General features: G+C 34.1%; 20 protein-coding genes. 12 read left to right on the top strand and 8 right to left on the bottom strand.

Annotated features, from left to right (window positions below; translation table 11 throughout):
- Positions 1 to 4 precede the first annotated feature (4 nt).
- Positions 5 to 454: a hypothetical protein gene (locus Q1A60_RS09770; protein WP_299764836.1), complete on the bottom strand. Its 450-nt coding sequence runs from the start codon at positions 452 to 454 to the stop codon at positions 5 to 7.
- The gene (locus tag Q1A60_RS09765) at positions 441 to 950 is read right to left on the bottom strand and encodes a sigma-70 family RNA polymerase sigma factor (RefSeq protein ID WP_299764838.1); all 510 of its coding nucleotides are present in this window, start codon (positions 948 to 950) and stop codon (positions 441 to 443) included. Before Q1A60_RS09765 ends, Q1A60_RS09770 begins: the two co-directional genes overlap by 14 nt.
- A 144-nt stretch (positions 951 to 1,094) precedes the next feature.
- Here Q1A60_RS09765 and Q1A60_RS09760 point away from each other — a divergent pair, with 144 nt between their 5' ends.
- The 9 genes from Q1A60_RS09760 (at position 1,095) to Q1A60_RS09720 (ending at position 9,947) form a co-directional block, all read left to right on the top strand.
- Positions 1,095 to 2,351 (top strand): hypothetical protein, encoded by a 1,257-nt coding sequence (locus tag Q1A60_RS09760; protein WP_299764840.1) that lies wholly within the window; start codon positions 1,095 to 1,097, stop codon positions 2,349 to 2,351.
- A 114-nt stretch (positions 2,352 to 2,465) separates the two neighbouring features.
- A complete protein-coding gene (locus tag Q1A60_RS09755; protein ID WP_299764842.1) occupies positions 2,466 to 2,786 on the top strand; it encodes a heavy metal-binding domain-containing protein in 321 nt (106 codons plus the stop codon).
- A 1-nt stretch (position 2,787) separates the two neighbouring features.
- Complete coding sequence (locus tag Q1A60_RS09750) at positions 2,788 to 3,234, top strand: GNAT family N-acetyltransferase (protein ID WP_299764844.1); 447 nt, start codon at positions 2,788 to 2,790, stop codon at positions 3,232 to 3,234.
- A 9-nt stretch (positions 3,235 to 3,243) separates the two neighbouring features.
- Positions 3,244 to 4,299, top strand: coding sequence for an NAD(P)/FAD-dependent oxidoreductase (locus Q1A60_RS09745; protein ID WP_299764846.1), 1,056 nt, complete (start codon positions 3,244 to 3,246; stop codon positions 4,297 to 4,299).
- A gap of 79 nt (positions 4,300 to 4,378) precedes the next feature.
- Positions 4,379 to 6,346 (top strand): endonuclease, encoded by a 1,968-nt coding sequence (locus Q1A60_RS09740; protein WP_299764848.1) that lies wholly within the window; start codon positions 4,379 to 4,381, stop codon positions 6,344 to 6,346.
- 165 nt (positions 6,347 to 6,511) lie between these two features.
- Positions 6,512 to 8,212, top strand: coding sequence for a glycoside hydrolase family 9 protein (locus Q1A60_RS09735; RefSeq protein WP_299764850.1), 1,701 nt, complete (start codon positions 6,512 to 6,514; stop codon positions 8,210 to 8,212).
- 4 nt (positions 8,213 to 8,216) lie between these two features.
- On the top strand, positions 8,217 to 8,846 hold the full coding sequence (locus Q1A60_RS09730) for a class I SAM-dependent methyltransferase (protein ID WP_299764852.1): 630 nt from the start codon (positions 8,217 to 8,219) through the stop codon (positions 8,844 to 8,846).
- 65 nt (positions 8,847 to 8,911) lie between these two features.
- Positions 8,912 to 9,340 carry a hypothetical protein gene (locus Q1A60_RS09725; protein WP_299764856.1) on the top strand — a complete coding sequence of 143 codons (429 nt, stop codon included), beginning with the start codon at positions 8,912 to 8,914 and terminating at the stop codon, positions 9,338 to 9,340.
- 49 nt (positions 9,341 to 9,389) lie between these two features.
- Positions 9,390 to 9,947 carry a hypothetical protein gene (locus Q1A60_RS09720; RefSeq protein ID WP_299764858.1) on the top strand — a complete coding sequence of 186 codons (558 nt, stop codon included), beginning with the start codon at positions 9,390 to 9,392 and terminating at the stop codon, positions 9,945 to 9,947.
- Positions 9,948 to 10,213: 266 nt separating this feature from the next.
- On the opposite strand, the gene Q1A60_RS09715 is transcribed toward Q1A60_RS09720, so the two are convergent.
- Complete coding sequence (locus Q1A60_RS09715) at positions 10,214 to 11,026, bottom strand: hypothetical protein (RefSeq protein WP_299764860.1); 813 nt, start codon at positions 11,024 to 11,026, stop codon at positions 10,214 to 10,216.
- A gap of 148 nt (positions 11,027 to 11,174) precedes the next feature.
- Here Q1A60_RS09715 and Q1A60_RS09710 point away from each other — a divergent pair, with 148 nt between their 5' ends.
- On the top strand, positions 11,175 to 11,717 hold the full coding sequence (locus Q1A60_RS09710; protein WP_299764862.1) for a hypothetical protein: 543 nt from the start codon (positions 11,175 to 11,177) through the stop codon (positions 11,715 to 11,717).
- Between the two features lie 4 nt (positions 11,718 to 11,721).
- Here Q1A60_RS09710 and Q1A60_RS09705 read toward each other — a convergent pair whose 3' ends face one another.
- The gene (locus Q1A60_RS09705) at positions 11,722 to 15,420 is read right to left on the bottom strand and encodes a metallophosphoesterase (protein WP_299764863.1); all 3,699 of its coding nucleotides are present in this window, start codon (positions 15,418 to 15,420) and stop codon (positions 11,722 to 11,724) included.
- Between the two features lie 49 nt (positions 15,421 to 15,469).
- On the opposite strand from Q1A60_RS09705, the gene Q1A60_RS09700 reads away from it, so the two are divergent.
- A complete protein-coding gene (locus Q1A60_RS09700) occupies positions 15,470 to 16,663 on the top strand; it encodes a Pycsar system effector family protein (protein WP_299764865.1) in 1,194 nt (397 codons plus the stop codon).
- A 49-nt stretch (positions 16,664 to 16,712) separates the two neighbouring features.
- Here Q1A60_RS09700 and Q1A60_RS09695 read toward each other — a convergent pair whose 3' ends face one another.
- Positions 16,713 to 19,091, bottom strand: coding sequence for a GAF domain-containing protein (locus tag Q1A60_RS09695; protein ID WP_299764868.1), 2,379 nt, complete (start codon positions 19,089 to 19,091; stop codon positions 16,713 to 16,715).
- Between the two features lie 114 nt (positions 19,092 to 19,205).
- On the opposite strand from Q1A60_RS09695, the gene Q1A60_RS09690 reads away from it, so the two are divergent.
- Positions 19,206 to 20,345 (top strand): TlpA disulfide reductase family protein, encoded by a 1,140-nt coding sequence (locus tag Q1A60_RS09690; protein ID WP_299764870.1) that lies wholly within the window; start codon positions 19,206 to 19,208, stop codon positions 20,343 to 20,345.
- An 89-nt stretch (positions 20,346 to 20,434) separates the two neighbouring features.
- Here Q1A60_RS09690 and Q1A60_RS09685 read toward each other — a convergent pair whose 3' ends face one another.
- The 3 genes from Q1A60_RS09685 to Q1A60_RS09675 all read right to left on the bottom strand — a co-directional run bounded on the left by Q1A60_RS09685 (position 20,435) and on the right by Q1A60_RS09675 (position 23,454).
- Positions 20,435 to 21,184 (bottom strand): hypothetical protein, encoded by a 750-nt coding sequence (locus Q1A60_RS09685; protein WP_299764872.1) that lies wholly within the window; start codon positions 21,182 to 21,184, stop codon positions 20,435 to 20,437.
- A 984-nt stretch (positions 21,185 to 22,168) separates the two neighbouring features.
- Positions 22,169 to 22,660, bottom strand: coding sequence for a hydrolase (locus Q1A60_RS09680; protein ID WP_299764874.1), 492 nt, complete (start codon positions 22,658 to 22,660; stop codon positions 22,169 to 22,171).
- Positions 22,660 to 23,454, bottom strand: coding sequence for an MBL fold metallo-hydrolase (locus Q1A60_RS09675; protein WP_299764876.1), 795 nt, complete (start codon positions 23,452 to 23,454; stop codon positions 22,660 to 22,662). The genes Q1A60_RS09680 and Q1A60_RS09675 overlap by 1 nt, the downstream gene beginning before the upstream one ends.
- Between the last annotated feature and the right edge of the window lie 114 nt (positions 23,455 to 23,568).

The following is a 23,568-nucleotide window of genomic DNA, read 5'->3' as shown; positions in this document are numbered from 1 at the left end:
TATTTTATTGTTTAAAAAAATTGCTGGTTGTTTTATTATATTCATTTACTGCTCCCAGCTGTGCAGTACTTTCACTAAACATTTTACCCATTAACCCTAATGCTTGTTTTGTTTTTAGGATTCCTTCCTCTTGTGGTAAGGTCCCTACATACGTATTAGTTTCAATAGGAGGTTGATTATTCATTTGAGTTATAATACCTATAACTAATAGTGCAGCTGCGGCTACTCCAGAAATCCAACGAAGCATAGGCTTCTTCTGTTTTGGTAAGTGTATAGGTTGATCATATGTTTCTTTCGATGCAAAGGCAAAGGCTGTAAATAGATCTCTATAACTTTCTAAATGAGGTGCTACATCGTCACTTGTAAAATACGTGCGCAATTGCTTTTCTTGTGCAAGTGTCGTCGCTCCCTCAAAATAGGCTTCCAGTAACTGCTCAACTTTATTGGATTCCATAGTTTTGTTTTTTAATTAATGCTTCTCTTATGGTTTTTCTAGCACGTGATAATGCAACACGTACCGCTGTTTCATTCATTTCTAACATAGCTGCAATTTCTGAATTATCAAATTGCTCTACATCTCTTAATTGCAGTATTAACTGCTGTTGTTCGGGTAATTTTTTCATTAATTTATATACCCATTCTACTTCGTTAGAAGCCTCGATTTGTCTTCCTGTATTACGAGAATGATCTTCATAATTACTGTGAACTATTCTAAGGTTATTATTTCGTTTTGCCTTTAATGAGTCGTAACAGTAATTTTTTGTCATGGTCATCGCAAATGCTTCGACGCTTCTATATTGTTTCATTTGGGATCTACGTGTCCACAAACGCAACAAAATTTCTTGTGTTGCATCTTTTGCTTCATCTTCAGAGATAAGTAATCGTTTGGCCACACGATATATTTTATCTTTAAAAGGATTTACAAGATGTATGAACGCTGTTTGATCCATATTAATTTCGGTTAGTTATAAGGGAGACGACTCGCAATATATTTTGTTACAACAATATTTTATTTTTTTATAAAAAAGTTAATTTTTTTAAATTAAAAGTTAGAACAAGTATTTTACGATACAAATTAACGCTTCATCAATAATATGTTTATCAAAAATCGTTTTCTATTTCGTTTTATAGTAAGTTTCTTTACGTTACTCATTATTCCTTTTCCTGTAAGTTACATTCCTTTTTTAGGTTTTATCAATACATGGTTTTCAAATATGTACCAAGCATTCATACCTTGGTTTGCAAAAAATATCTTACATCTAGATAAAGAAATTACGGTTTTTGAAAATGGTAGTGGTGATACTACTTATAATTATGTATTACTTCTAGTTATTGTAATTGTATCGTTCCTTATCACTATTATATGGACAGTATTAGACAAGAAGAAACATAATTTAATTCGATTAAATTACTGGTTTATTACATTACTTCGCTATTTCTTAGGATACAATATGATGTCATATGGATGGCAAAAAGTAATTCCTATGCAATTTTCAGAGCCTGGTTTTTTTAGGCTATTACAGCCTTTAGGGGAAATGTCTCCTATGGGACTTGCTTGGACATTTATTGGGTTTTCTCCAGAATATACTATTTTTTCAGGGGTTATGGAAGTCACCGGAGGGATACTAGTACTTTACTATCGTACTCGTTATTTAGGTGCATTAATCCTCACAGGGGTTATGGCTAATGTAATGGCGCTTAATTATTTTTATGATGTTCCTGTAAAATTATTTTCTACAGAATTATGGCTAATGGCTATTATTATTGTTTCTCCAAAAATTAAGCAACTCATTCATACCCTTTTGGATTTAAAACCTACGACTCCTCAACTATCTTTTATACCATTTCTAAAATCAAAACGTAAAAAGCTTTCAGTAATTGGCACATGGATCGTTATGTTGTTTATAGTTATTTATCCTTTAATAGAAACGATGAGGTATATAGATGAATATGGCCCTAATGCTCCAAAACCGCCATTATATGGACTTTATGAAGTAACAAGTTTTAAAGCAAACGGTAAGGAAATTGTTCCAACTCTAAAAGATACAGTAGCATGGCGTTATGTAGATATAGAATGGAAAGACCATACGTTGTTTTACAGAACCGATATGAGCCGTTTTGGGTATTCTACCCAAATAGACACTTTAACTCAAAAAATTACATGGGCTAGCTATAAAGACACTACAAAAGTATATACTATGAAATATACCCGTACAGATTCTACTATGCGTTTTCAAGGCATACATAAAAATGATACTATTGATTGTATGACAAAAATCTTAACAAAAGACGATTTCAGACTTACTAGTAGAGGGTATAACTGGATACAAGAATATCCGTTTAACAGATAAATAACCTATTAAATTATTAAAGTAGGTTTTATACGCTTTCGCGAAAGCGTATATAGGATGATTTCATGTAACAACTTGCTTCATTCTAATACTAACTAGCAAAACAACATATATATGATATTAACGACCACCAATAGTATAGACGGAAAACAAATCACAAACTACTTAGGGATTATTATAGGAACAACCTATACTTCTAATACTTCATCATCCAAGGGAATGTCTTTTAAAGATATGTTTAATAGTACCAAGTACTATGAAAATTATGAGAAAGGACTAGAAGCAGCAAAAGAAAGTGCTTTCGAAAAACTAAAAGCACAAGCTACAGAAAAACAAGCGAATGCCATTGTTGGGATTACTGTAGATATTGAAATGATGAGTACCACAGGAGTTACGATGATCTCTGTCATAGGAACTGCAGTAAGAGTACACTAATATGGTATGTAAAAGAGTTACATCTACACATCCTGATTTTATAACATTAGTTAGCTACCTAGATGCAGAACTGGCACAAAGAGATGGTGATGAGCATGCTTTTTATCATCAATTCAATAGTATTGACACATTACAACATTGTGTTGTTTTATACCATGAGTCGGAAGCTGTCGGCTGTGGCGCTATAAAAACTTATGATGCTACTACTGTAGAAGTCAAACGGATGTATGTTATGCCATCTCAAAGAGGCAAAGGGCTAGCAACACAGCTACTACTTCAGCTAGAAATTTGGGCAAAAGAGCTTGATTATACAAAATGTGTACTTGAAACAGGCATCCGACAACCAGAAGCTATTGCGTTATATAAAAAGAATGGGTACGTTCAAATTTCTAATTATGGACAATATATAGGTATAGAAAACAGTGTATGTTTTGAAAAGCTTTTATAGTTTTGATCTATGAAAAAGAATGTATTAATTATAGGTGCGGGATTAACAGGGCTATTGCTTGCTTATCGACTTAAAAAACAAGGAATTCCAGTTATACTACTAGAAGCTAGAAATCGCATAGGCGGCCGAATATACACACATCTTTCTGCTCAAGAAACTCCTATTGAAATGGGAGCTACATGGCTAGGACAGCAACATACAGCTTTAGTACGTTTACTTCAAGAGTTAGATATTCCTATATATGCTCAATATACAGAAGGGTCTGCATGGTATGAACCTATCCCTATGCAAGCACCTCAGGAAGTACAATTACCACCTAACGAAAGTCCTAGTTACAGAATACAAGGTGGGAGCAGTGCATTGATTCATAAACTAGCAAAAGCCCTAGAAAGAGAAGAAATTCATCTGAATACGATAGTAACAAACATAGAAGTTTCTGATGCTTCTATAGAAGTAAAAACGAAAGACAAAACGTATACCGCCTCAAAAGTAATAAGTACCTTACCTCCTAACCTATTAGCTACATCCATACAATTTTCACCTGAACTCCCTGAAGAGATTACAACGATTGCAAAGAAAACACATACGTGGATGGGAGAATCTATTAAGTTTGGGGTTTCCTACCTCACACCATTCTGGAGAGAAAACAACTGGTCAGGCACTTTATTTAGTAACGTAGGCCCTATTACAGAAATGTATGACCACGCTACTATAGAAAGTGAGAAATATGCATTAAAAGGCTTCTTAAACAGTAATCTATCAAATAGCACAAAAGAGGAACGTAAAGAAAAAGTATTGTCGCAACTCACGCGTACATTTGGTAAAAGAGCATTAGAATACATATCATATGAAGAAACAGTATGGCAAAAACAGCTATTTACGTATACTCCTTATGAAAACTATGTGTTACCCCATCAAAACAATGGACAAGCTATATATCAAGAAGTTTTATACAATAACAGATTTTATATAGCGGGATCAGAAACAGCTTCCTATTATGGTGGATATATGGAAGGAGCGGTTCAAAGTGCCCAACAGTGTTTTGAACATATCATACGCAATTAGTTAGTAACAAAAGCTTTTTGTTGACAAAACGTAACCTTTTGTTCATCTAGAAACACGGTATTCCGCGTACCTTTGTAGTATGCGCACTTATCAACTTATCTTAAGTGCTTGTTTAGTTATATGCTCATATACTACTCAAGCACAAATCGTTATTAACGAATTAGATTCTGACACTCCTAGTACAGATACCATGGAGTTTATAGAACTAAAATCAGATACCCCACAAATGCCACTAGATGGTTTTGTACTGGTTCTTTTTAATGGATCAACAAGCGGAAATGACTCTAGTTATTTTGCTTTAGATCTTGATGGCTTTACAACAGACGTCAACGGAATATTCTTGATGTCAAATAATGATGTCTCTCCTGTTGGCGATTTTATATTATTTGATAGTACCATTCAGAATGGTGCAGATGCAGTTGCTATTTACCAAGGAAATGCTTCTGAATTTCCTGATGGTACACTTGCTACAACAACAAATCTTATAGATGCATTAGCACACGACACGAATGATCCTGATGATACGGTACTATTAGGATTACTAGGGCTAACAGAACAGATCAATGAAGGAGAAAATGGCAATCAAACCACAGAATCCATACAACGTGATAATGACGGGACATATTTTGTAGGGCCACCTACGCCTGGCGTATTAAATGATGGCACCGGAGAATTTATAAATGGGATTGGATTTACAGTTCCTAATGACCAATATACAGAGGGTGATAGTTTTGATATTGTCTTTACTACAGAAGAGAATGTTACAGAAACACTTGAGTTTGAAATATCCCTTTCTAATGGAACCTTTGACACATCTGATTTTACAGGAGCGACTATGATCACCATTCCTAACGGATCAAATACAGCAACCACTACCATTCAATTGATAGACGATAGTGATGATGAAGGCGATGAAGTATTACAAATTACTTTTGGTGAACTTCCAGATATATTCACACGATTAAATGATAATATGCAGATCCGGGTTATTGACAATGATTTCACAGTAGCTGCTTGGGGAACACCTTTAAATCCAACATTTGATCAAGTAGAAAGTACCCAACCCGAAGGATACTATGATAGCATTGATGGTTTGGCTGGCGACGAACTTATCCAAGCAATTCAGGATATTATTGCAGATCCGGATGTTGTAAGAGCACAAACCTATACAGATGTTATTGATATTTTAAACGAAGCAGACCAAAGCCCCTTAAATAGCAATCAAGTTTGGTTATTATATACTGAACAACAACGTCCAAAATTGGATTTTCAAACATCTGGAGGAAGTAATGTGGGTCTTTGGAACAGAGAGCATACCTACCCAAGATCTCGTGGTGGGTTTAATGATATAGACTTAGATGAAATTGCTGATGGTATCGATATCTTCTTTACCACCGAAGCAGACTCATTACGTCATGCCAATAGTGATGCACACGGCTTACGCGCAACAGACGGCCCTGAAAATAGTGCCCGTGGTAATTCAGATTATGGCGAATACAACGGTCCTGAAAATACACAAGGAAGCTGGCAAGGAGATGTCGCTAGAGGCATATTTTTCTTAACCATACGCTACAATGGCTTGGAAGTTGTTTCTGGAAATCCAGACAATAGTACTGTGGGTGAATTAGGAGATCTAGATATCTTATTAGATTGGTATCGCAATGACCCTGCTGATGATTATGAACTCAACCGAAATAATGTCGTTTATACATGGCAATTCAATCGGAATCCATTTATAGATTTACCAGATCTTGCTGAATATATATGGGGAGATAATATAGGAGAAGTTTATAACTTACCCTTAAGTACCGAATCCTTTACGTCTCAAAACATTCGTATGTATCCTAATCCTGTAAATGATGTATTGACTATAGAAACACCAAATAGTTCAGGAAACGCTACTATCTATACGGTTTTAGGCCAAGAAGTACTCACAACTCCTATTCAAGATACAACACGTATTCCTCTTGTATTATCATCAGGTATTTATCTTGTAAAAGTGACCACTCAAAAAGGAATCGAAACATTGCGTTTGGTGGTGGAATAGAAATATGGCTTTATACGCTTTCGCGAAATTGAGCCTGTGAGATTCACGACCATAGGTAGAGCGAAGCGTTAAAGCGTATACCACATCATAACCAAAGCGAAAACGTTATCGGTTAAAAATTAGTTAGAAATATCTATAAAACAAAGCATTCTGTATCTTTATAGAATGCGAAACTATCTACTATTACTAACCACACTCATCCTGGTAAGCTCTTGCAAAGAGGCATTACCTAAATACACAACAAACAGTGCCAATGCATTCCGAATCAATCAAGTAGGATATTATCCAGAAGCGCTTAAAAAGGCAATTATAACCGATACGACACAAGCAACTACCTTCTATCTTATTGATCAACAAACTCGTGAATCTATATTTGAAGGGCCTTTATCAGAAACATATACATGGGATCTTGCAGGGGAAACGGTACGTATCGCAGATTTTTCTGACTTTACAACACCTGGTAGTTATAGTGTCTATATAGAAAACATAGGCTACTCCTACCCTTTTGAAATTAAGAAAAAAGTATTAACTGATGTTTTTACAGCTAGTGTAAAATCATTGTATTATCAACGTGCGAGTACTGCTTTGGACGAAAAATATGCAGGCGTTTGGGCGCGCAATGCAGGGCATCTTGATACTGAAGTGACATTTCATCCTTCTTCTGGACGTACAGGCACTATAGCATCTCCAAAAGGTTGGTATGATGCTGGAGATTTTGGAAAGTATGTCATTAATGGTGCTTTTCCATTAGGCCAAATGATGACATTGTATGAGCAATACCCAAATGTACTGCCTGACATGAGTCTTAACATACCTGAAAGTGGTAATAAGATACCAGATATCCTTGACGAATTTAAATACGAACTTGATTGGTTACTCACTATGCAGGATGATGATGGGGGTGTGTTTTTCAAATTAACGACAAAACGTTTTACAGATATGACGCTTCCTGAAGAAGGAAAAGCAGAGCGATTTATTATTGGCAAAGGTACCGCGCCAAGTCTTGATTTAGCAGGCGTAGCGGCAAAAGGATATCGACTTTATAAAGACATCGATACTGAGTTTGCTGATAGGTGTCTCGCTTCTGCGAAAATGGCCTGGGAATGGGCAAAAAATAATTCTGATATTGCCTTTAAAAACCCAGAAGATATTTTAACCGGAGAATACGGCGATGCCAACTTTTCGGAAGAATGGTATTGGGCTGCAGCTGAGTTATATCTAAGTACTGGAGAGCAGGAATATGAAAATTACTTAAGAGAGCATGCTATTCGTCTCAATGTATACAAAGGAGGAAGTTGGAATAATTATATGAAATTTATTGCTGCTTTTGCGCTTATCGATCAAGCAAAGAATACAGGATTTGTTAATTATCTAAAAGAAAATATTATCCAAGCTGCAGATACACTGGTAGCAACAACTAAGTCAAATGATTACTTTCAACCCATTACAGTATTTAATTGGGGATCGAATAGTGATGTATTAAATGCTGCAATGATTATTGCACAAGCTTATCGTATTACTAAAAAGCCAGAATACCTAACTACAGTTCTAGAAATCACAGATTATGTATTTGGTAAAAATGCTACCGGATATAGTTTTATTACAGGCCATGGAGATAAGACCCCTATTAATATTCACCACAGGCAAAGTGCTGGAGATGGTATAGAAGCCCCTGTTCCTGGTTTTATTTCTGGAGGTCCTAATATGTCAAAGCAAGATCGTAATGATGTTACCTATCCAGAAAACACCTTTCCTATGAATTCATGGGTAGACCAAACACCAAGTTATGCCAGTAATGAGATTTGCTTAAATTGGAATTCGGCGGCAATCTATGTGTTAGGGTTTTTAGAGCAGGAAAGTAAATAATGTAATGGACCCGTATCAAGAGACCCCTAAAACATGGAATACCATTGCAAAACGGTATGAAGAAGTCTTTATGAATCTTGATATTTATAATGCATCTTATGATCGCTTTTGTGAACTCATCAATAACGACAATGCTTCCATTCTTGAAATAGGCTGTGGACCTGGGAATATCACTAAATATCTTCTACTACAACATCCTAATTATAAAATACGAGCAACAGATGTTTCATCAAATATGATTGCTTTAGCTCAAAAAAATAACCCTACTGGTACATTTCAAGAAATAGACGCTAGAGATATTGCTAGCATAAAGAAGTCTTTTCACGGGATTATGTGTGGTTTCATTATCCCCTACTTATCAAAAGATGATATCATACATTTTATTAAAAACACCTATACATTACTCAATAGAAATGGTATTCTTTATTTGAGTTTTGTTTCTGGTGATTATAGAGATTCAGGATTTATAACAGGCAGTACTGGTGACCGTACGTATTTCTATTACCATACTACTCAAGAGATTAAGAAACTTCTTTTATCACAAGGTTTTACAATCAAAGAACACCTTATGATTCCTTATAAAAAAACAAAAGATGTGTTTGAAACTCATACTCTACTTATAGCTCGGAAGTAGTATTTAACATTTTTTTGGCTTAGTTCTTGGTGAAGGATATGCATCATCAGTATAACCATCTTTTTATGAAGTCAATTTTTACACTATTATTAGTTACGAGTACTATTGCAGCATCTATTCAAACAACAACATATGCAGGAGAATACTCAAATAAAAACAAAACTGAAAGTGGAGAAGTTTATGAATGGCATCTCTCATTAAATACAGACGGTACATTTTTATATCATTTCTACAGAAATCTTAACTGTAATCTATGTGTAGAAGAACATTTTTATGGAAAAGGAACTTGGAAAGGCACTAAGAAAGTAATTTCATTCTACGCAAAAGAAACAGATATAGATATAAATCATACGATCAATTTTAATAATACGAAGGCGCGTATTCATAAGAAATCTCATAAAAATAAATCAACGAATACTCATAGACAGTTCATTCGTTTTTCTGAATCAAAAGTTCCTACTGTCAAGGGGTTACAATTATTTAAGACACATTAATTATTTAATGTATTTTAGTATGCATATAATCTAACCCTATATATTAGATATGAGAATTTTTATTTTGCTTGGTTTGTTAGTAATGACTTCCTTTTCATACGCACAAAAAGAAGGACAAACTTTCTGTGAATCATATGTCGAGGATAGTTATTTTCCTTTAAGTATAGCAGTCAAAAAGATTTTATGGCAAAATACCTACTACTCTGAAAAGAATGTTGGAACTAAAATTAAAAAGGGGAAAGAGTATATTGAATATGCACAAAATTGGAAATCGGGTAACACCGAGTATTTATACTTAAGAGAAGAAAATGGTATTGTATACCAATATGAAGAATGTTGTGAAACTGAAACAGTTCGTTTTGACCCTTCATTCAAAGAAGGACATACTTGGAAAACAGCTGATAATTTATCTTCCTATACGATCGAAACACGTAATGGAAATCTTGACACACCATTTTGTAATTATAAAAATCTTGTTGTCATATCTTTCAAAGCTGATGCTTTTGCCTGTAAATTCTACTATAAAAAAGGCTATGGATATATCGGAGCTACGATGGAAGAAACCCTTATTTCTTGCGCAACTCCTACGTTTAAAATAAAATCATAACTACTATTTCATATCCATTTTAGTTTTTTAACGCAGCCCTATGTATCTTTTTAGGGATTGTTATAAAAGATTAAATAAATAACAAGTCTTAGACCTGACAAAAGAAATCTATTCTAGTGTCAAGGTATTAAGCATGATTTCACTAGACACTGAAATGAGTTAAGCAGACAGCATGATTAGTCTACCTACAAGCAAAGATAGATTCAATTTACACTCTTGAGAATGTCTTACAGGTTTATCAACATTGAGTTTCTTCAATTAGAATATCATTCCGTTTTAGCTTCTTTGGTTTTAAAAGGCTTTGAAAGACTACTACGCCCTAAAATATATCCTGAAATCCCGCCAAGTAGCGCAGAAATTTCTTTTCCACCAAGAACCTCTGTAATTCCAAATAAGATAATAGCAATAATGATAGAAAATATCGTAATGAATTGTAGTCCTGCATCGCCAGTAAAAATAGATTTACGTATTTGATCATCCCTATTTGCTATAATAAAGAAGCCTACAATCACAATACCCACTAAAAAGGCAAATGACCAACTAATTTGTTTTTTGAAATTTTGTCCTACATACGATGTATTGTTAAGTTCAGTAACTTTTGCTCCGACACTTGATAACTCATCTGTCTTTTTAAGAACATGTTGCACTTTATTTTCTATAATACGTCTAAAGCCTTCAGAAACACTCATAGATTCCACATCTAAAGAACTTACATCAACATCAGAACTAAGTATGGGTAAAATAATTTGCGTTTTAATATCATGAAGTCTTTTGACTTGTAATTCATGATCTACAGCAAACATGGTCGTATCTAAATTAGTTTTCTTTAGCTCTTCGTAATTTTTTACTAATTTTTCTAAGTTTTCAGATCGTTCTAATTCTGTAAAAAGACTACTAATTTCATACATCATCCCATACATATTTGAAATGAGTTCCAAACGTTCTACTTCCAACTCATGTAGATTGTTTGGAAGTATCACTTTATCTTCAGATTGAGGAGAAGACTGGTCTACTTGACCAAATGAATTATAAGCACTAAAGAATAATAGAAAAAACAATACGAATTGGATCGTTTTCATAGAAAGTATGGATTAGAGGTTAGAAAATCAATCTAAACACTATCCATCACAATAAAACAGGTATTTATACCTGTTTTTTAAATATAATGATTTCAAAACAATACACGGATTTATGTAACATTTTTCAACTACAGTATACCAATATTATATGAAGTTTTATATTGATATATTTAAAAATATCGCCTCTGAAGAAAATGGGAAATTTTACTTCTCTGATGAAGGTCTTGCAATCGGATGGGGTGTGAGAAGTCCACAAATGACGTTTCAATTAGAAATACCCTATAAAGATTATATTATATACATATCTAATAAAACAGGTACTCAATATATAGGAAGATGTATTTGCAAGTTACCTTTAGCAATAAAAGCCCCAGACTTTACTATAGAAACTAAAAGTCATTTCTCAACACTTTTTTCATTCAATAAAAACAATCGATTTAAAATCATATCTAAGCATAAAAAACTAAGTGTATTTCTTAAAGATAATGATACTTTAAAGCAGTTAAATAAGATTGCAAAAGACAGTATTTTTGAACCAACAATTTCTGGCACAAATTCCGAAACTGAATATATACTTACCACAAAATATCATTTAGAATTTGATAATTGGACACATGTATTAAAACCGTTAATTAAATTAAATAAAGAACTTATAAATATACTAACTACTAGGGATTATAGCTTAGTATAAAATATTACAAGCGCAATCCAAATCCAAAGTTAATACGGAGTCCATCATCAGAATTAAAGGCTCCAAATTGGCCTGAAATCATATCGACGGCATTGACCCAAAAACCTCCTCCTATAGAGGTGTGCCACGTATCGCTTATTTCTCCATCAAGCCATACTCGACCTAGATCTCCTCCTCCAAAAACACCAATTTGTATAGGGAGTAATCCCGTTTTAAATTGATTAAAACTATATCTTAAATCAGCACTTCCAGCTAAAGCAGACTCTCCTGTAAAGCGTTCATTTCTAAAACCACGTAATCCATTTCGGGCTCCCAGTGTTGCGCCCTGATAAAATTCAAAGGAATCGCCAATATTAAATTGCCCTTGTACCTTTGTTTTAAGCACCAGTTTTTTATTTCGCGAAAGCGAATTATAAAATCCTAACGTAGGAGAGATATATCCATAAATACGATCCGTATCTTCAAGATTCACTTTAGAACCTACTTTTAATAAGAACTCCATTCCCTTGGAAGGATTTGCAGGATTATTTGCACTTAAAAACTGATAAGAAGCTTCTGCCCCAGCAAAATATTGAGCATCAAAAATTGCGGCATCTTGATCAAAAACTTGTGTAATAAAACGTCCATCTGTATCTTCTATTTCAATACGTTCTGCTTTTGCAATAAATCCAATTCTGCTCCCGTAATTATTATCTTTTACAACTCCAATATGCACTTCATTAATACTTGTTTTAACACGGTTAAAATCAAGATCTAAATCATCATCAAAGTTTTCAGTTTCATTTCCAAGCCCAAAAAAGTTCAATGCAAAATTTTCACTCGTAAATCGAGCACCAATCTTAAGGTTCCACTCCCCTATTGAGTTTGCAAACTCTCCATCATAGCTTAAGTCAAATCCACTTGTTGCAAAGAAATATCCAGCTTTAAAAATATGTTTTCTATGATAAGGGTCATTTTTAAATCCGCTTACAGTATACGTATTTTGCAAGCCTATACTAATACCATCATCCGGGTTAAAACCTACAGAAGGAAGAATACTATTTACATGAGTTATTGTTTTATTAAAATCATACGTATTATTGGTATAAATATTTGACCTTTTGAAGTTTGCTCCTCCACGTTTAATAACTGTATTCGGTTTTGTTTTATGATCATACACTTTAAGACGTCTACCATCATCTATGGTATAACTATCATTGTTTTGCCCTCCGATAATACGCATGAAAATTGGTTTTTTCCCTTTTCCACTTACGTGAAATGTATCGTCATCATCAAGACCATATACCCATATTTCTTTAGTCTCTTTAGAGGTTATTAATCGATCTATAAAAGGAGGCATCACTTCTCCCTTTTTTATACGTGATACTTGAATACGTGTACCATTATTTTCTCTTGTAATTTCAAAGTGATCATCCTTATCAGTCCCTTTGATAATAACCAGCTTAGAAAGCTGATTAAAATATTCATTTGTAATATCTACAAGATTCCCTCTGCGTAACTTAAGAGACTTTTTTACTTCTTCAAGGACTTCATCTTGGACTTCTACTGGAAATTTTGTAAAAGCGTTATCTATTGCCTCATCGGTAAGGTTTTCTTGAATAAAAGTAGCTTGTGCAATCCAATCTTTTTTGGTTGAATTAGGAAGTAATGCATGATCTAACTTACTTCCTGCGATGTTCATCCATTCAATATTTTTAAGTTCTGGTCCATATGTTTGAAATTGTCTTGCTGGCGGTATTAAAGCTTTTGCTAACGAAAGCAAGGTGCCATCATAATTAGAGAATACTTGATCTCTGTCCCTTGGAATAGGTTTATACACTTTCTTGTTTTCAGAATCAAAACGTGCCCAACGCCATTGATCTGCATGACGATCCCAGTCTCCAATAAGCATATCAAAAAGACGTGCTCTAATATAGGAAGCCTCGTCTACTTTATACTCTTCATCATCTCGTAAGTTTTCTAACAAATCTGACGTACTCTCTATTTTATCTGGTTTACCAAAAGAAGCAACATCTAGAAAACCATCATCTGGACGCTCTTCAATAACATATAATTCATCACCATAGGTCTGATTATACTTTCCTAATGTTGGATGCTTAGGCATCCATACCAATTGCGGATTGGTATGATATACATCAATAGCATCGGCAAGTGTCCCTACTGCAAGTGTTGCATAGGGATGACTAGACGTGTAAAAATCAAGAATCACATCTTCTGTAAACGTATCTCTAAATTCTTCCTGAACAAAATTATCTTTAAATACAACAGACTGTAAGAACTGTACTGCACTTTTTTTAACAGCGCGTAAGGCAAAATTTCTTCCATCTTTATCTACTAATCGCAATGATCTTGTTTGGTGCCCCCCACCTTTTCTATCTATGGTGATCCCCCCTTTTAAGGTATCTAAGGTAAGCACAGGTACTCGTACTGATGTTCCATACACATTTCTATAATGATTTCCCCAAAGTTTTACATATCCGTCACTTTTATCAACATCCTCTTGCGTATAGATGGCTGCTTCTTTATAAGGCTCAAAAGTTGTAGGAAGGTCACTAGTATCATATTCAACATCTTTATCAAATAATTTTGTTTGAAAAAGCAATTCTGGATTTCCTTCGATAGCTGAATAATAACGAACTTCTGAAGCCCTATCATCATATACATCTAGAACAGCAAATCCTTGACCTCCGTAAGCAAATAATCCATCATTACGAAGACGCGCTGCAGATTTTTTTGCTCCCGATCCACTTACTATTTGTTTAATTCCATCATGTTCTATATACTGTAAACTGTGCTCATGACCAGAAACAAAGATTACTTTATTGGTATCATAAGAGAGTGTAGCAAGCCTATCCATAAGTTCTGTATATCGCTTATTAACTCTGTCCTGTATGGAAACACCTCCCTGACCACGTACTTGCGTTACTAAACTTGCAATACCAGGCAACGGTATTTTTGCTTGAAAAGGAAATAAATGCTTTTCGATAGCAAATGTCCCTCCATGTATCCCATTGGTATACATAGGATGGTGCATTGCTACAAGAATCGTTTTTTCATTATTTTTTTTGAATTCACTTTCAATTTCTAGAAAAAAATCAGCACGTGTTCGTATTTCGCATTCATCATTCATCGTCGGATTTCTATCCCAATTTTCTATGTACCATTGTGAATCAATAATAATTAGTTCTATTTCTTCTGAAATAGAAATAGATTCTATAGGACACCCGTTTTCTGGTTGAAAAGCTTCATTATCATCAAGTGCCTCTTCTATAAATTCTTCTTGACGCTTTAAACCTTTAAGTCCGTCGTTATACCAATCGTGATTTCCAGGAATGAAAACAACATCCCCTTTAAAATTACTAACGGCATCTACTTGAGCTTGTAATCTATAAGCAGCCAATTCTCTATCTTCAGTACCTTTAGCAGGTAATCCATCCGGATAGATATTATCTCCTAGAAAAATGGTATAATCATCTTTAGTATCTGAAGTATCAATAAGTTTTTTAAGGGCTTTTAAAGCATCGGTACTCTTGCCTTGCTTAGCACCACCAGCATCACCTATAAAATAAAATGACGTTGCTTTTTCACGCTTTCGCGAAAGCGTACTTTGCCCATTAACCTCTGCAAATTGGGGCGCATAGGTCGCACAGCCAAACATAAAAATCAGAACGAAACTATAAACAAAAAGGTATTTTATCTTCATATGTAATTTTTCATGTAATTTTAGGTCTAAGAAAAACAAAATTCTACGTATGACTTCTTTAGTTGAAAAAACAGACGCTTTTGTCGCTAATCTTTTAGAAAAGCAGCTTCCAAAGACATGTATTTACCATAATTATGTACACGCAAAACGTGTCTATAAAAGTACTAAAGAAATTATAGAAAAGAGTGATTTATCCGAAGAAGAAAAGGAAGATATCCTTCTTGCGGCACTTCTACATGACACTGGATATATATATGGAAGAGATGATCACGAAGAAAACTCTGTAAAAATAGCCGAAGATTTCCTGACAGAAGAAGCACATGCTAAAGATCGAATAGCCCGTATATCACAAGCCATTATGGCTACTAAAATGGATAATACGCCTGAAAGCGAACTCGATAAAATTTTACGAGATGCAGATGCATCACACTTTGCAAAAAGCTACTTTGAAGAAGCGAGTGAATATTTACGACAAGAACTTCGTATTCAAGGTATTGCAGAAAATTCTTTAGAAGACTGGCGCAAGTGTAATATAGAAATGTTTACAACTGCACATCATTACTATACTTCGTATGCTATAGAACATTGGAAACCAAAAAAGGATGCAAATCTTATGGAAATGCTTAAAGAGCAGAAGAAATTAAAAAAAGCAAAGAAAAAAGAAAAATTAAAAGCAAAACTCAAAGATGAAAGCCCTGAAAAAGGAGTGCAATCAATGTTCCGTATTACGTTACGTAATCATATTAAGTTAAGTGATATCGCAGATACAAAGGCTAACATCTTATTATCAGTAAATGCCATTATTTTATCTATGGCGTTATCAAATTTAATTCCAAAACTAGATAATCCGTCAAACTCTTATCTTATTGTTCCTACCGTTGTTTTCATCGTATTTAGTATCATCTCAATGATCTTGTCTGTATTAGCGACACGACCCAATGTAACGATGGGAAAGTTTACCAGAGAAGATGTAGAACAGAAGAAGGTAAACTTATTATTCTTTGGTAATTTTCATAAAATGAGTCTTACAGATTTTGAGTGGGCTATTAATGAAATGATGCAAGACAAAGATTATATCTATTCTGCACTTACGAAAGATTTATATTTCTTAGGAATTGTATTAGATAGAAAGTATCGTATTTTAAGAATTACGTATACTGTATTTATAATAGGTATTATCGCCTCTGTAATTGCATTTGCAATTTATTTCAAAATGCAAGAACCTGTTACAGTACTTACATAATTTTATATAAAATCATAAAAAATGCCTAGTAATTATACTAGGCATTTTTTTAAGAACGAATCTCTTCTATAAGATCTTCGTATGTATAATACTGTTTTTCTTCGTCCTTTTTAGTTGGAATCTTATACAATACTTCCACGCGTATAGCTTTCAGACCTGTTACAGCTTGTAAATCTTGTAACTCTACAATTTCCACACTCTCTCCAAGATATTGTTTTGCTTGTAAAAACTTGATGTAACGCATATACTCACGTTCATCATCTTTTTGGCTGTATACTATCGCTATTTTACCAGGCTGGGTTACACGCTCGCTTGTGCCTTTTATATACGCTTTATCAACACGTTTTTTAACTACCTCATAACGGGCATTGTATGTGCCATCTACATCAAAACGTTTTTCATCCATTCTAAAACGAACAGACAAGGACGTATTAAAGACTAAGATCATAGAAGCAACATCCAGCGGGTGCGGTAACTTCTTCGAAAGTTTATAGTGCGCATTTTCCATTTCGCACATTACTTGCAATTGCCATAATCTAAGATTATATAGATATATTTTATTGAAACTATTCTCTCTTGTAATAGATTCTCCTATATACATATTATGCTCTACACCATCTGTTTTAAATCGCTCATAAAAATGAGGATACATATGCTGTGCCTCTTCTTGTTTCTTATCTAAAACAGAAGCCATGCGCTTATTGATAAGCATAACAGACTCATCATAAGATTTTCGATACTTATAGATAAGTCCCATCCCATCTTCTAACTGCTCATTATATTCCTCTATAAGAGATCCTATAATACCTTCTTGTTTTTTTAAGTGGTCAAATAGAGGGTGTACATCAAAACTTAAAAAATCAAGAATACCTCGCTCACTATCTACTTGTAGCCCTTCTTTTATTCCTTCTACAAATGTGTTTATTCTAAATAAGAATTCTTCAAAAACAGGCAGTTTTTTAGGTTCATTAGCAAACTCAAGAATCTTTTTAATTTCTTTAAGTTGTAATAATAAATCCTTTTGAACGGCTGTATTTCTAGCTTGAGAAGATCCTTTGATATCTATTTGCCCAAATAATGGATAGACATCTTTAAACACAACATCTCTATAAGCCACAGAGTTTCCCGTGTCTATTTGAGCTGACATCACACGTTTTGCCTCTTTTCTAAATTTCCAATACACACTAGGATGTATAGAAGTACATTCATTTTGGATAATGATTTCTAATTCATTTTCCATTTGTTCTCTAGAACGCTTCACCGAATCTAGGAGATATGGCATTACATCTAGTAACTTGTTTGCATTGATGCTATTAAGTTCGCGTTTATTAGGAGACACAATTTCTAACAGACCTAAAAAATTATCTCCATCAGAAATAGGAGCAAAAATGGCACTCTTTATATTCTGATCTAAAAGGTTTTTATAAAAATGTTCTGTTGGGTCTGAACTCAAATAACGTTCAACATCAGAAACTGCAAAAAATTGTTTTTGTGTAAAAATGGTATAAAAAGAACCGCTACATAATGCACTCTTACAAGCTCTCTTCTGTTCTGCATTCAAGACAAAGCTTTCGACATTATTATAAGGAACACGTTCTAAGGTCAGCTCTTCGTCATTATAATTAGAAAACCCTACTTTAATTTCTGGAAGGTTAAATATTGCTTGAAAGATATTATGAAACCCTTCTATAAAATCTACATCACTTTTATCATATTTTAAAAGGCTCGTCTTAAATTCAGATAATGAAACATCTGAAGTTGCATCGTATAAGTTTGCTAATACAAATCCTTTAAAATGCCAGCTACGAGGTGGAAATTTTTCTTTCCACATGTCTATATTATCAAAATTATCTAATAACACTTCAACATCACCATCAGTAATTTCAGGAGCATCTGCCCCCCTTTCAATCGTTATATAATCTGCGTTATATAACATTCTATAATACCTCATAATGCCATCTGCATCAGGAATATCATAAAAGAAAGGTCTTCTAAAATCAATACTATAGCCAGACATCTTTAAGATGATGCTACATCCCATAATGTACATATGGTCTTTATCAAAATTACTGATCTCTACTTGATAATCATCACCAGCGTCCGTTATGATTTTTTTGTAACGTCTAGATGACTTAATGATAAATTCATTAAAAGGAAGACAAGCAATTTTAATTTCGTTTTGCTGTAAAATATCAGAAAACAAATCTGCCAAGAGTAGATCTATTTGAGGTTGTAATGCTTCTACTTGTGTTATCGTAGTAAGCCCCTCGATAAGTTCTGGGTATTCTTCGGCAATACTGATCACACGATGTGCACGCTCTTTATGCAATGCATCACTATCATCAGTAAGGTACGTTTTATAAGATTCTATTAACTTCTCAAAGCTAACGTGAATCTGCATCGGGAAATCTTCTTCTAAAAAAGCCATGAGTTTGTTGGGTATATTATTTTCTTACGACTATGTTGTACTCATAAAACAAAATACAATCATAGCATATTAGACGGATAATAAGTATTTTTGTTACTCAAATTTACGCATTTTATGAGAAGAATATTCATAGTCGCTCTAGGTCTTTTAGTTTTTGCTTGCGCGAAAAAAGAAAACTACAGTATAAAAGGGACTGCCTCAGGGGTTCCTAACGGTACCGAAATCTACCTACAAGAGCTAGGAGAAAACAATAAACGTATCCCATTAGATACGGCTACAGTAACCGCCGAAAACTTTACATTTACAAAACCTCGTACTGCAGGAGGACAAGGCTTACAAATACTCTCTACATCTTTAAATAGACAACAATTATTACTCGTTAAAGATCAAGCACCACTTACAATTACCCTCTATAAAGATAGTGTTGCTTCCTCTATTGTAACTGGAAGTAAAGAAAATGAATTGTTTAACACCTATGCGAATAATAGTCGTCAATTAAACAAGAAAAAAACGGAACTTACTAAATTATTAAACCAAGCTAAAAGAGAAACCGATGGTATTATGGTAACAGAATACACATCACAAATTAAGGCACTTGATGAAGCGTATATCAATACTAAAAAAGAGGTGTTAGAAGGAAACTCAGGTAGCATGGTCGCTATTATGGCATTATCAGATCTTATAAATGCCAAAGTTCTTGAAATAGAAGAAACAGAAAACTATTATAACGGATTGGCATCAGATATTCGTGAGTCGACTATAGGAACTAGTATCAAAAATTACATTGCACAACTAAAATCACAACGTGCTGCCTCAAATGTTGCAAGTGTAGGCAATAAAGCACCAGCCTTTAGTGCGCAAACTCCAGAAGGGAAAGAACTCGCATTATCTGAAACATTAGGAAAATATACCATAGTTGATTTTTGGGCTTCTTGGTGTAAACCATGCCGTATGGAAAACCCTAATGTGGTACGTGTGTACAATAAATACCATGATAAAGGACTAAACATCATAAGTGTATCTTTAGATAGACCAGGTCAAAAAAACCGTTGGATCAAAGCCATTGAAAAAGACCAAATGGATTGGTACCATGTATCTAATCTTCAATTCTGGCAAGACCCTATCCCAAGATCTTATGGCGTACGTGCGATTCCTGCAACGTTCTTACTAGATGAATCAGGAACTATTATTGCTAAAAACTTACGAGGACAAGCCTTAGAAAATAAAATAGCAGAATTGTTGGGGGATAGTTAATCTCTCTCTTTACTACTCAATAAATATAAAATGCCCAAGTAAATGATTTACTTGGGCATTTTATATTTACACATTGTTTTTAGTCATTTTTATTCCTCAATTCTAGACCTCAACAACAAAGCCTTTTTCTTGGTATTGGTTCCATTACGTTCTGTAGATTCACTAAAAGAAATAATTTCCTCTTTATAAGGGGATAAGACCTTTTTATTCATTTGAGATAAGGTAATTAACGAATTGTAAACCCCATCTTTATTAGAAGGGTGAGATTTACCATAAGCGACAATTTCCTTAACCATTTCGGCATCATTCTTCCATCCAGAAACAATATCATTATAGGCATTTATTCTATCAGCTTTTTCATCACTAAATAACTGTTCAACAAGTTCCTCTCTTCTAGTATCTAATGTAGCTTTTGCAAAGGTTTTGATTTCTCTCGTATTATCAGACTCTTCTACAATTTTTACTAACTCAGGACCTTCTTCTTTAAGGGCAATCAAGACCGCCTTAATTGCGAGCTTCTTACGTACGGGATCTTCACTTAACAATGCATCAAAAAAGTTAGCCACAAGACCTACTTGTCCTACTTTAGAATTGATACTTGAAATCTGTTTTTGATATTCAAATTGTTTATCAGCGAGATCGGTTTGTAATACTGCAATTTTCTCATTGGATCTATTTTCTGCTGCAATCTGAGAAGAAGAAAACGTCTGCCCTACATATACAATCGCTAAAGGCAATAAGATTCCTGTTATTATTTTAACTTTATCCCAAGTGTCCTTTTTCTCAACGGCCTCTACTTTTTTCTTGAGTTCTGCAAACTCTTTTCTAAGATCTTCCATATTACGTGTGTTATTTCTTATAAAGTAACCAAATAAAAACAAGAATAACAACCAATGAATCAATAGGTTAATATGTTTTAAACTTTCAAAGAGAGAACTCCACCCCTTTTCATTATCAATGTTTTTAAAAATAGGGTAACACTCTATTTTAGAGTACTACGCTATTTTGATACTAAATATCACATAATATCCGATACAAAAAACGTTAAATGAAAATTAGTATAATTTCAAAAGAAGTACAGGGAGAAATCGCATCATATAATACAAAATATGTGGGATTTCTCCTATCGTCGAAATGACTGTACAAACAATAATTAATACTATTATCTTCATTTATAAAAGCTGAGTATCTATTAGATGATTTATTATGTCTCCTCTCCCTCTGGGAGAGGATTAAGGTGAGGGCTTTTAATGTAGAACCCCTCATTACTAAAACAAATTCAGCATAAGCTCTAACCTTCTCCCAAAGGAGAAGGAATTTTGCTTCTTTTAATAATTACTATTCTATTTTGAATAACACTAACAAAAAATTTCTCTTCTTTATGAGACGAAATATAGACAGAGGAGAAACATAAAGTCTCTGATTTCTACTATACGTTCACCTTGAATGTTATCTTCATTGACAAAGTATTCAAAACAAAAAGAGAAACGGAAAGTGTATTCTTTTTTGTAAACCAAAAAGTTACAAAAGAATATAGCAGGTAACGGAAAGTAATTTATTTTTTGTCGTTTTCATTTTACAAAAACGATAGTCCAGAAACGGAAAGTTTCATTTTTTTGTACACCAAAAAGTTACAAAAAAAGTGAAACAACCACCCCTTCATGGAAAGATCAAGGATACAACAAGCTATCTACCACTCGTTAATCAATACTAGTATCTTCATTGACAAAGTATTCAAAATAACACAAGAAACGGAAAGTGTATTCTTTTTTGTAAACCAAAAAGTTACAAAAAACAATACACAACCACCCCATTCACATGGATTACTGAGGATACAACAAGGTCTCTACCACTCGATAATCAATACTAGCATCTTCATTGACAAAGTATTCTATAAGAAGCTCTCCCCATGTATTTCCATCAGAGAAGTCTGCGATGAGCCAGCGGTGATTTAACAAATGAATTTGATTAATTTGATAGGCACGTTCATCACCTTCATATGGAACAAATACATTCCCTTCTATGGTATTTTTTGAGATAATTCCATCAGTGACTTGTTGAATAATTTCAGAAATCTCATTAGGACTATCTTCGTAATACTCATATGCATTTGCATTGGTTCGTAATCCAAAATACTCAGTCTCTGCAATACGCTGTTGCAATGCATCAATACTATCGATCGATTTTTGATATTTTGTTTCCAGCTTTGTCATCTTCTGTTGCTGGTTTTCATAGAACTTTTTATTGTGCACATATTGATACACAATCCATAAAGCAGCAAATAAAAAGAGGTATAAAAAGATGTTACGTTTCATTAGGGTGTCGTTAAGATTAATCCATCATAAGCAAGATGCACATTTGCAGGAAGTTTGGCTTCCACTTCTGCATGAAATCCCATATGATGGCTTATATGTGTAAAATAGGTTCGTTTTGGTTGTATGTGTTCTATCAATTTCAGAGCCTCATCTACATTTAAATGTGTGTAATGCTCTTCATAACGTAAGGCATTGATCACAAGTATGTCAAGACCCTGTAATTTTTCTATTTCTTCAGGAGCAATCGTTTTGATATCTGTCAAATAAGCGATGTTATCAAATCGATACCCAAACACCTGTAAATTCCCGTGATATCCTTCTATGGGTTGTACATCAATGCCTCCTAAGGATAACGATTGATTATTAATCACCTCATGCACACTCACGCTCGGAGCCCCTGGATATCTATTTTCTGTGGCAAAAATATAATCAAATCGCTCTTGTAAAGTCTTCAGAACTCGCTTATGCGCATATATAGGAACATCCCCTTGCTTAAACACAAAAGGGCGAATGTCATCAAGGCCTGCTACGTGATCTGCGTGCTCATGCGTAAATAAGATACCATTCAATGGCACAAGGGAACCTTCTGGTGTACGCTTTCGCGAAAGCGTACGAAGCATCTGTATTCTAAAATCAGGACCGCAGTCTATAATATAGTGATACGTATCCCATTCTATAAGGACAGAAACACGTAAACGCGTATCTCTGGGATCATCGCTTAAACATACAGGATGATCGCTTCCTATTACGGGAATGCCTTGTGATGTTCCAGTGCCTAAAAATGTAATTGTCAAGTGTGTGAATTATTACAAGTAATCTATGTATAAAATTATGATGCAAAAATACAGTTATTTTTTTTGCTTGCAGTAGCTATTTAGTATATTTGAACAACCTACTAAAAGGCAAAA

It is taken from the genome of uncultured Dokdonia sp. (assembly GCF_947492535.1).
Lineage (GTDB): Bacteria > Bacteroidota > Bacteroidia > Flavobacteriales > Flavobacteriaceae > Dokdonia.
This window is presented reverse-complemented; position numbering and strand designations above follow the sequence as displayed.

Excerpts from the sequence above, each read along its gene's own strand:
- Q1A60_RS09770 (WP_299764836.1), bottom strand. The coding sequence starts at position 454 with ATGGAATCCAATAAAGTTGAGCAGTTACTGGAAGCCTATTTTGAGGGA.
- Q1A60_RS09765 (WP_299764838.1), bottom strand. The coding sequence starts at position 950 with ATGGATCAAACAGCGTTCATACATCTTGTAAATCCTTTTAAAGATAAA.
- Q1A60_RS09760 (WP_299764840.1), top strand. The coding sequence starts at position 1,095 with ATGTTTATCAAAAATCGTTTTCTATTTCGTTTTATAGTAAGTTTCTTT.
- Q1A60_RS09755 (WP_299764842.1), top strand. The coding sequence starts at position 2,466 with ATGATATTAACGACCACCAATAGTATAGACGGAAAACAAATCACAAAC.
- Q1A60_RS09750 (WP_299764844.1), top strand. The coding sequence starts at position 2,788 with ATGGTATGTAAAAGAGTTACATCTACACATCCTGATTTTATAACATTA.
- Q1A60_RS09745 (WP_299764846.1), top strand. The coding sequence starts at position 3,244 with ATGAAAAAGAATGTATTAATTATAGGTGCGGGATTAACAGGGCTATTG.
- Q1A60_RS09740 (WP_299764848.1), top strand. The coding sequence starts at position 4,379 with ATGCGCACTTATCAACTTATCTTAAGTGCTTGTTTAGTTATATGCTCA.
- Q1A60_RS09735 (WP_299764850.1), top strand. The coding sequence starts at position 6,512 with ATGCGAAACTATCTACTATTACTAACCACACTCATCCTGGTAAGCTCT.
- Q1A60_RS09730 (WP_299764852.1), top strand. The coding sequence starts at position 8,217 with ATGGACCCGTATCAAGAGACCCCTAAAACATGGAATACCATTGCAAAA.
- Q1A60_RS09725 (WP_299764856.1), top strand. The coding sequence starts at position 8,912 with ATGAAGTCAATTTTTACACTATTATTAGTTACGAGTACTATTGCAGCA.
- Q1A60_RS09720 (WP_299764858.1), top strand. The coding sequence starts at position 9,390 with ATGAGAATTTTTATTTTGCTTGGTTTGTTAGTAATGACTTCCTTTTCA.
- Q1A60_RS09715 (WP_299764860.1), bottom strand. The coding sequence starts at position 11,026 with ATGAAAACGATCCAATTCGTATTGTTTTTTCTATTATTCTTTAGTGCT.
- Q1A60_RS09710 (WP_299764862.1), top strand. The coding sequence starts at position 11,175 with ATGAAGTTTTATATTGATATATTTAAAAATATCGCCTCTGAAGAAAAT.
- Q1A60_RS09705 (WP_299764863.1), bottom strand. The coding sequence starts at position 15,420 with ATGAAGATAAAATACCTTTTTGTTTATAGTTTCGTTCTGATTTTTATG.
- Q1A60_RS09700 (WP_299764865.1), top strand. The coding sequence starts at position 15,470 with ATGACTTCTTTAGTTGAAAAAACAGACGCTTTTGTCGCTAATCTTTTA.
- Q1A60_RS09695 (WP_299764868.1), bottom strand. The coding sequence starts at position 19,091 with ATGGCTTTTTTAGAAGAAGATTTCCCGATGCAGATTCACGTTAGCTTT.
- Q1A60_RS09690 (WP_299764870.1), top strand. The coding sequence starts at position 19,206 with ATGAGAAGAATATTCATAGTCGCTCTAGGTCTTTTAGTTTTTGCTTGC.
- Q1A60_RS09685 (WP_299764872.1), bottom strand. The coding sequence starts at position 21,184 with ATGGAAGATCTTAGAAAAGAGTTTGCAGAACTCAAGAAAAAAGTAGAG.
- Q1A60_RS09680 (WP_299764874.1), bottom strand. The coding sequence starts at position 22,660 with ATGAAACGTAACATCTTTTTATACCTCTTTTTATTTGCTGCTTTATGG.